Consider the following 7,428-nt stretch of genomic DNA (forward strand, 5'->3'; position numbering starts at 1 on the left):
CACGCACTTGTCATCCCCGACGATGGCTCCTTCGTCTACGTGGGCAGCCTGGCCACAAACCAGCTCATCGGACTGAATGCCGACACCCAACGCGGCGAGGTCACTCCGCTCGACGGCCCCACACACGTTATGGTGCAGATGGCCGCCTCCCCAACCAGCGCTACCGTGGTAGGCACCGGCCAGGTGACGGGCCAGCTCTTGTTCTTCACGCGCGAAGACAATGGCGCACTTGCCCCCGATACCTCGCTGCAGGTAGGCAGCCAGCCCTGGCATCCCGTCTACAGCCCCGACGGCGAACGCATCTACGTGCCCAATAAAGAGTCGAACACCATTAGCGTGGTGGATGCCGAAGCCCGCACCGTGGCCGAAACCATTGAGCACCCCTCGCTCACACAGCCCCACGGAACGGCCCTTTCTCCCGATGGGCGCTACCTCTATGTCTCCAATAATCATCGCCAAATGGACATGGATATGGACGACATGGAAGGGAATATGGAAGAGGATATGGAGGACGAGATGGAGCAGGATAATAGGGAGCACGAAGAGATGGACCACGGCGATCATGAGGGCGATCATGAGCATGAAGAGAATCACGACCACGAAGCGATGCACGATACGCCCTCCAGCGAAGCCGACACCGCCGATGTGCCGTCGGGCAACAACGGCACGATTAGTGTCATCGATACCGAAACGTTGGAAGTGGTTGACGTGATCGAGGTCGGCGAATACCCCACCGGAATTGGCACCCGCGTGCGTCCGTAACCCGCTCGCCGGTTCGTATGCCCGCTCCCCTACCCAATTGTATCTTTTTGTTTTTGTATCGCTTATGCTAACTCGCCCTTTGCGTTTTGTGGTGCCCCTGTTCATGGCTGCTGCGCTGATGCTTAGCGCCTGCAGCAGCACATCGGAAACGCCGGAGTCATCGCCCCCTGCCGATATCGATGTGCCCGAAGAGGAGGAACTCGGCCTCTTCGTGCGCGACATTGCGCCGTTCCCAGTGCTCGATACCGAGGGCAACCCGCTTGCCCACCCCTTTCTGGGCGGATTCAACACCCCCCGCCCGCAGTTTGTGGATATTAACGACAACGGGCACCCCGATCTGTTTGTGCAGGAGCACAGCGACCAGCTCATGTTCTTCACCAACGAAGGCGGAGCCGATTCGACACGCTCGCTTACGTGGCAGACCGACCGGTTTCAGGATATTGAGGTGGGCGAGTGGTTCCGGTTTGTAGATGCCAACCAGGACGGCGTGTACGACCTGCTGACGGAATCGCCGTACAACTACATTCGCTACTATCGGAATACCGGCACCGCCACCGAGCCACAGTTTGAACTGGCTGCCGATACGCTGCGCGATGAGAATGGAGAGGCCATCTTTTCGGATCGGCAGAACATCCCCAACATCACCGACCTGAACTGCGATGGGCGTCCCGATCTGCTGCTGGGTCGCCTCGACGGCACCATCACCCACTACCGCGCCACCGGGTTCGATGACGACGGGGTGCCGATCTTTCAGCATGTCGAGGATCGGTTTGAGGATATCGAGATTGTGGAGGAGTTTGCCCCCGGTGCAAGCGCAAACCCAAACCGGCACGGCGCAAACTCGCTCACCTTCGCCGACGTCAACGACGATGGCCACGTAGACCTGCTCTGGGGCGATTTCTTCGAATCCAGCCTGCTGTATTTCGAGAACCGCGGGTCGTGCAGCCGCCCCGACCTTACCAGCGAGCCCACTCCGTTTCCTCCGCCGGAACCCGCCTCAACCAGTGGATATAACGCTCCGGCGCTTACAGACTGGACCGGCAATGGACACCTCGATCTGTTCATTGGTGTGCTGGGCGGGGCCTACGACCCCAATTCTACGCTCGACGACAACTTCTACTTCTACGAGGCCGATGGCGATGGCAGCTACACCAAGCGCACCGAGCGCTTCCTGAATGGCATCGACGTGGGTAGCGAAACCAGCGCTGCGTTTGGCGATCTGACAGGCAACGACGCCCCCGATATGCTGCTGGCTAACCGAATTGCTCCGGAAGACCGGCAGACCTCGCATATCACGTTCTACGAAAATACCGGCTCCCCTGCCGAGCCGCAACTCGAAGCGCGAAAGATTCTCGACATGCCCGATAACTACCACTATGCCCCCGCCCTGGCCGACCTGACCGGCGATGGCCAGCTCGATCTGATTGCAGGGATGTGGAACGGCACCATCGCCATTCATCCCAACACCTCCGACGACACCGACGCTGCCGTCTCGTTTGCTAACGAGCCGCTGCTCACGCTTGAACTGCCACGCGGCGGAAATGCGAACCCCGCACTGCTGGATGTGACGGGCAACGGCCAGCTGGATATTGTGGCCGGCGCTTCGAACGGACGCCTCTACGTGTTCGAGAATACAAGCACCAACGGCGATGTGTCATTTACCGCTCACGAGGACCACCCGTCCGTCGCCGATGTGAAGCGCGACCGCCGCAGCGCCCCCGCCTTCGCCGACCTAACGGGCAACGGCCTGCCCGATCTGGTCGTTGGAGCCGAGCAAGGCGGGCTGGTTATGCACCGCAACACGGGCAGCGAAGGGGATCCCGCCTTCGCATCCGATTCTGAAGAACTGCCGGTGATTGCCCCGGCGCAGGTTACGCCGTCATTTGTGGATATGGAGGGCAACGCCTACCCGGCACTGGTTGTGGGCACCGAGAGCGGGGGACTGCAATACTACGAGATCACCGATACGCTGTAGCGCTCTGTCAACCCTCATTTTGATGGTTGCCCGGGCATCATCCCCCAACGAAGCCTGTCATGGTGAGCGCAGTCGAACCATCTCCTTGGTGTTTAGCAGGAACTTTTCGGGGCGGCACAGCACGCGTATCCATCTCGGTTTAACCTACAGAATGATCTGTGACACAGCAGTAGCCGATTCCTCCTCGGCGATACGGGCTGCGGTATCGGAAAACGGGCGGAACGTGCACTCCAGTTCGGTGCGGGCGCGCGTAGTGTCGTAGCGCATGGTGCGGGAAGCGGTGTGGGCCATGGTGCGCGAGAAGCGCGGCGTAGCACGCGTAAGCCACGCCCAGGCCTCCGCCAATCCGCCCGCCACGCGCAGCCAGCCTTCTGAGATGACCCGCTCGGGGGCCTCCACGCCGTGCGCCTCGGCCAGCGTGCCGATGATCTGGGCCCACGACAGGTTTTGACTGCCCAGAATGTAGCGCCGTCCCGTAGTGCCGTGCAGCATCGCCCGGCGCATCCCCATGGCTACATCTTCGGCATCAACCACGCATGTCCCGCCGGGAGGCACACCGGGCAGGCGCTCGCTGCGCACGGCCTGCACAATCTGATGCGTGCTGGCGTCGGGGCGTCCCGTGCCAAAGACGAGCGCCGGGTTTACGATTACGGCATCGAGCCCTTCGGCAATGCTGCGATGCACCTCCAACTCCGATTCGCGCTTGGTCTGCGCATAAGCCGAGCGGGTAGGCCCGCCCGTCCAGGCGGTGTCTTCCGAGATCAGTCCCTCATGGGATGCAGGGCGCCCCAGCGCAGCGATGCTTGACGTGTGCACCACACGGGCAACGCCCTCCTGCCGGGCCGCATTCAGGACATGCGCCGTCCCCTGCACGTTTACAGGACGCAGCGTACGCAGGTCGCCCCCCAAATCGACGCGGGCAGCAGCATGGTACACGTGCGTAATGCCGTGCATGGCCTGCCGCACCGTATAGCCCTCGGTCAGATCGCCTACGGCATGCTCCACCGCACCGGCGGCCTCGCCAAGTGCATCGAGGGGCGAGTTAGGACGCCGCAAGATGCGCACAGTGGCGTCTTGCGCCACTAACTGACGTACCAGAGCCGACCCGACAAGTCCGGTAGCTCCTGTTACGAGAATGCGCATAAGCAGTCGGGAATCGCGAATTAAAAACAGAAGGAGGCAGCCTGCGCCTCCCCAACGAGATGCGTGAGTGGACCGCTACGCATCCAGATCCAGTTCGATGAGCAGGGCATCCTTCTCGACCGCGTCCCCTTCACTTACATGAATGGCCTCAACCGTGCCCGGTCCCGGCGCCGACAGTTCGTTTTCCATCTTCATGGCTTCGAGCACGAGCAGGCCCTCATCGGCCGCAACCGTGTCGCCTTTCGACACGAGCACATCGAGCACCAGGCCGGGCATGGGGGCCCGGATTTCCGCTTCGCCTGCATCGGCATCTGCTTCGAGTCCAAACGACTCCAGCAGCATCGCACGCTCGTCTTTGACCTGCACCTCGGTCATCCGCCCGTTGATGGTGACGCGGTAACGATTGCCGTCGAGCGGCTCCACCGCAGCCGATACACTCATGCCATCCACAATAAGCGACAGGTAGCCCGGCCCCACACGCTCTACCGAAATATCGGTGGCAGCTCCCTCAGGGGGAGCCTCGTCGAGCACGAGACCTCCGTCGTCGGTCACCGTACAATCGAAGGAGCGCTCATCGAGATCGGCGCGATACGACGTGTCAGACATAAGCGGGAGCGGGGGCGTTTACGAGATTCAGCGGGATACAGCGGCGGTGCGCTGTGATGATACCATTGCACAACCAACACGACAATATACGAACGCGCTGCGCCATTCGCAGTTTACGCTTTGCAAAGCCTCCTTTGATTTTCCTTGCCCCGCATGTCCGACACGCTCTCTGCCGACCAAGTGATCTGGGCGTACACACAGGGCCTTTTCCCAATGGGCACGCCCTACACGCAGACGATTCAGTGGCACTCGCCGGATCCACGCGGCGTGATTCCGCTCGATGCGTTTCACATGCCCCACAACCTGGCCAGGCACGTGCGGCGTGGTACGTTTACCGTACGCACCAACACCGCTTTCCCTGACGTGATCGCAGGCTGTGCCGACCGCGACGAAACCTGGATCACACCGCCGATTCAGGAAGTGTTTACCGAACTGCATCATCGCGGCGTAGCGCACAGCGTGGAGTGCTGGACCGATGACGGGCTTGCGGGCGGACTCTACGGCGTGGCCCTGGGCGGAGCGTTCTTTGGCGAGTCGATGTTCTTTCGCGCGTCGTATGCCTCGAAGGTCGCCCTGGCCCACCTCGTACGGCAGATGCGCGCGGGCGGCTATCAGCTACTCGACACGCAGTACACCACCAAGCATCTGGAGCGCTTTGGCGCCCGCGAGGTGCCGCGCGCCCGCTACCTCGACATCCTGCGCACCGCGCTCGACGTAGACTGCCCGTGGTGGCCGCTGCCGAACGAACCCTTCGACTGCCTGCCGGATATGAAAGACGCACCCGACTTTGACCCTGTGCCGTCGTAGCTCGGGCTCCTCATGTTGTAGGGGTAGGTGGATGCGCATCTCCCTGCATAGTGCTCTGTCAACCCTCATTTTGATGGTTACCCTGGCATCCTCCCCTCACGAAGCCTGTCATGGTGAGCGCAGTCGAACCATCTCCCGCTCGGTTGGCGGGTGCCTGGCGGGTGAGAGGTTGTGCCGGACGTGTGGGAGATCTTTCGACTCCGCGTCTCCTTGGCGGAGCCGCTTCGCTCAAGATGACACCATGTAAACGGGGCATGTTGTAACCCAAACATTGACGTATGACACAGCAATAGCCCATTGTACATTCTAAATTTAACTGCCTCTGCCATGTCCGTTCGTATGCTTGCCGGTGTGAGCCTGCTGCTTCTGCTGCCCCTTGTCGGCTGTACCGGCGATGCCCCGTCGCCGTCAGAGTCGGCAGCCGAACACGACTCCACTGAACACGCCTCAGCCGCAGACAACGAAACGTCGAGTAGCGACTCCACAGGCGTGCAAGAAGCGCCCCCGGCTCCGCCCGACTCCGCTACGCAGGATCGCTTTGCCGACGTCATGAGCAATGCCCGCACCGAGAACCTGCACACCGAATCCCTCGGACGCATCATGCAGGCGCTCGGACAGCAGTTTATGGGCGCCCCGTACCTGGAGCACACGCTCGACACCACGCCCACCGAGCGCCTCGTTACCCGCCTCGACGGCTTCGACTGTGTCACGTTCGTAGAAGCCATGCTGGCGATGGGACGCGGGGTGTCCGAGCGCGACTATAGCTTCGACGGCTATGCCGAACGCCTGCAAGCGCAGCGCTACCGCGGCGACGCCGAAACCAGCTACTGCGCTCGCCTGCATTACTTTAGCGAGTGGATTGCCGATAACCAACGCCGTGGCGTAGTCCGTGACGTAACGGCTGATCTCGGCGGCGAACGCATCGACCGGACGCTTACCTTCATGAGCGAACACCGCGACGCGTACGACCGCTTTGCCACCAACGACAGCCTCTACGCCTGCATTCAGGATATGGAGGCCAACTTGCAGGCCCAAGACCACGCCTGGCACGTCATCCCCGAAGACGAGATTGGCACGGTGGCCAACCAGATTGAAACGGGCGACATCATCGGGCTGGCCACCGACATTGCGGGGCTCGACATTGCCCACACCGGGCTTGCGTTTCGAGATGACGACGGCCAGCTTGGCCTGCTCCATGCTTCGCTCAGTGGCGAGGTCGTTGTTTCGCCCGATATTCAACAGTACGTCCAACAGATCGATCATCAGATCGGTATCGTGGTAGCGCGTCCTGTAGCGCCGTAGCACCAGCTTGCACTGAGTCTACGCTTCCCATCCTGATTTCTGCAACGAATGGTTCGTTTTATGAGAGACATTGAGCGCATTGGGGTGTACACCAGCGGGGGCGATGCTCCCGGCATGAACGCGTGCCTACGCGCCGTGGTGCGCACGGCCCTGGCCAACGACCTCGACGTGATGGGCATTCGCCGTGGCTACGAGGGCATGATTGAGGGCGACTTTGTGGAGATGGACCGGCGCTCGGTCTCCAATATTGTGCAAACTGGCGGTACCGTACTCAAAAGCGCCCGCTCCCCGGCGTTCATGGAGCCCGAAGGCCGCACCCAGGCCATGCGCATGCTAAAGGAGTATAAGGTGGATGCGCTGGTCGCTATTGGCGGCGACGGTACGATGCGCGGCGCGAACATTTTGCACGATGAGCACGACATTCCTGTGGTGGGCTGCCCCGGCACGATCGACAACGACCTCTACGGCACCGATACCACCATCGGCTACGATACGGCGCTCAACACCGCCATCGAGAACATCGACCGTGTGCGCGACACCGCCGATGCGCATAACCGCCTCTTCCTCATCGAGGTAATGGGCCGCGATGCGGGTTTCATCGCCCTAAACTGCGGTATTGGCGGCGGCGCCGAGATGGTGCTCATCCCCGAAACCATCACTGAAATGGAGGTCGTCAAAGAACGGCTCCTGTCGCTTATGTCCGCGCAGCGGCGCTCGACCATCGTCATTGTCGCCGAAGGCGACGAACTCGGTGGCGCACGTGGCATTGAGCAGGCGCTCTTAGACGACAGCGAATTCGACGATATCGACCTGCGCTCGACCATCCTGGGCCA

The 7,428-nt window shown here is 61.4% G+C and carries 7 protein-coding genes; 5 read left to right on the top strand and 2 right to left on the bottom strand.

The annotated features are described in order from the left end of the window. On the top strand, window positions 1–762 hold a 762-nt coding region (locus R6U20_RS11005), incomplete at its 5' end, for a beta-propeller fold lactonase family protein (RefSeq protein WP_410337905.1). Window positions 763–826: 64 nt separating this feature from the next. Then, window positions 827–2,737, top strand: coding sequence for an FG-GAP repeat domain-containing protein (locus R6U20_RS11010; protein ID WP_410337906.1), 1,911 nt, complete (start codon window positions 827–829; stop codon window positions 2,735–2,737). Window positions 2,738–2,881: 144 nt separating this feature from the next. On the opposite strand, the gene R6U20_RS11015 is transcribed toward R6U20_RS11010, so the two are convergent. Beyond that, on the bottom strand, window positions 2,882–3,880 hold the full coding sequence (locus R6U20_RS11015) for an NAD-dependent epimerase/dehydratase family protein (protein WP_410337907.1): 999 nt from the start codon (window positions 3,878–3,880) through the stop codon (window positions 2,882–2,884). Between the two features lie 75 nt (window positions 3,881–3,955). Further along, window positions 3,956–4,486 (bottom strand): biotin/lipoyl-containing protein, encoded by a 531-nt coding sequence (locus R6U20_RS11020; RefSeq protein ID WP_410337908.1) that lies wholly within the window; start codon window positions 4,484–4,486, stop codon window positions 3,956–3,958. A gap of 153 nt (window positions 4,487–4,639) precedes the next feature. Between R6U20_RS11020 and aat the strand changes: the two genes are divergently transcribed. From aat to R6U20_RS11035, 3 genes are all read left to right on the top strand, one after another. Continuing rightward, the gene (gene aat, locus R6U20_RS11025) at window positions 4,640–5,293 is read left to right on the top strand and encodes a leucyl/phenylalanyl-tRNA--protein transferase (RefSeq protein ID WP_410337909.1); all 654 of its coding nucleotides are present in this window, start codon (window positions 4,640–4,642) and stop codon (window positions 5,291–5,293) included. A gap of 327 nt (window positions 5,294–5,620) precedes the next feature. Further along, complete coding sequence (locus R6U20_RS11030) at window positions 5,621–6,595, top strand: N-acetylmuramoyl-L-alanine amidase-like domain-containing protein (RefSeq protein WP_410337910.1); 975 nt, start codon at window positions 5,621–5,623, stop codon at window positions 6,593–6,595. A 60-nt stretch (window positions 6,596–6,655) separates the two neighbouring features. Beyond that, window positions 6,656–7,428: ATP-dependent 6-phosphofructokinase (locus R6U20_RS11035; RefSeq protein ID WP_410337911.1), on the top strand; the 773-nt coding region annotated here is incomplete at its 3' end.

This window comes from Longimonas sp., from assembly GCF_046498435.1.
Classification (GTDB): Bacteria; Bacteroidota; Rhodothermia; order Rhodothermales; family Salinibacteraceae; genus Longimonas.

What these genes read in the sequence shown, in the direction of transcription:
- R6U20_RS11010 (WP_410337906.1), top strand. Translation starts at nt 827, where the DNA reads ATGCTAACTCGCCCTTTGCGTTTTGTGGTGCCCCTGTTCATGGCTGCT.
- R6U20_RS11020 (WP_410337908.1), bottom strand. Translation starts at nt 4,486, where the DNA reads ATGTCTGACACGTCGTATCGCGCCGATCTCGATGAGCGCTCCTTCGAT.
- aat (WP_410337909.1), top strand. Translation starts at nt 4,640, where the DNA reads ATGTCCGACACGCTCTCTGCCGACCAAGTGATCTGGGCGTACACACAG.
- R6U20_RS11030 (WP_410337910.1), top strand. Translation starts at nt 5,621, where the DNA reads ATGTCCGTTCGTATGCTTGCCGGTGTGAGCCTGCTGCTTCTGCTGCCC.
- R6U20_RS11015 (WP_410337907.1), bottom strand. Translation starts at nt 3,880, where the DNA reads ATGCGCATTCTCGTAACAGGAGCTACCGGACTTGTCGGGTCGGCTCTG.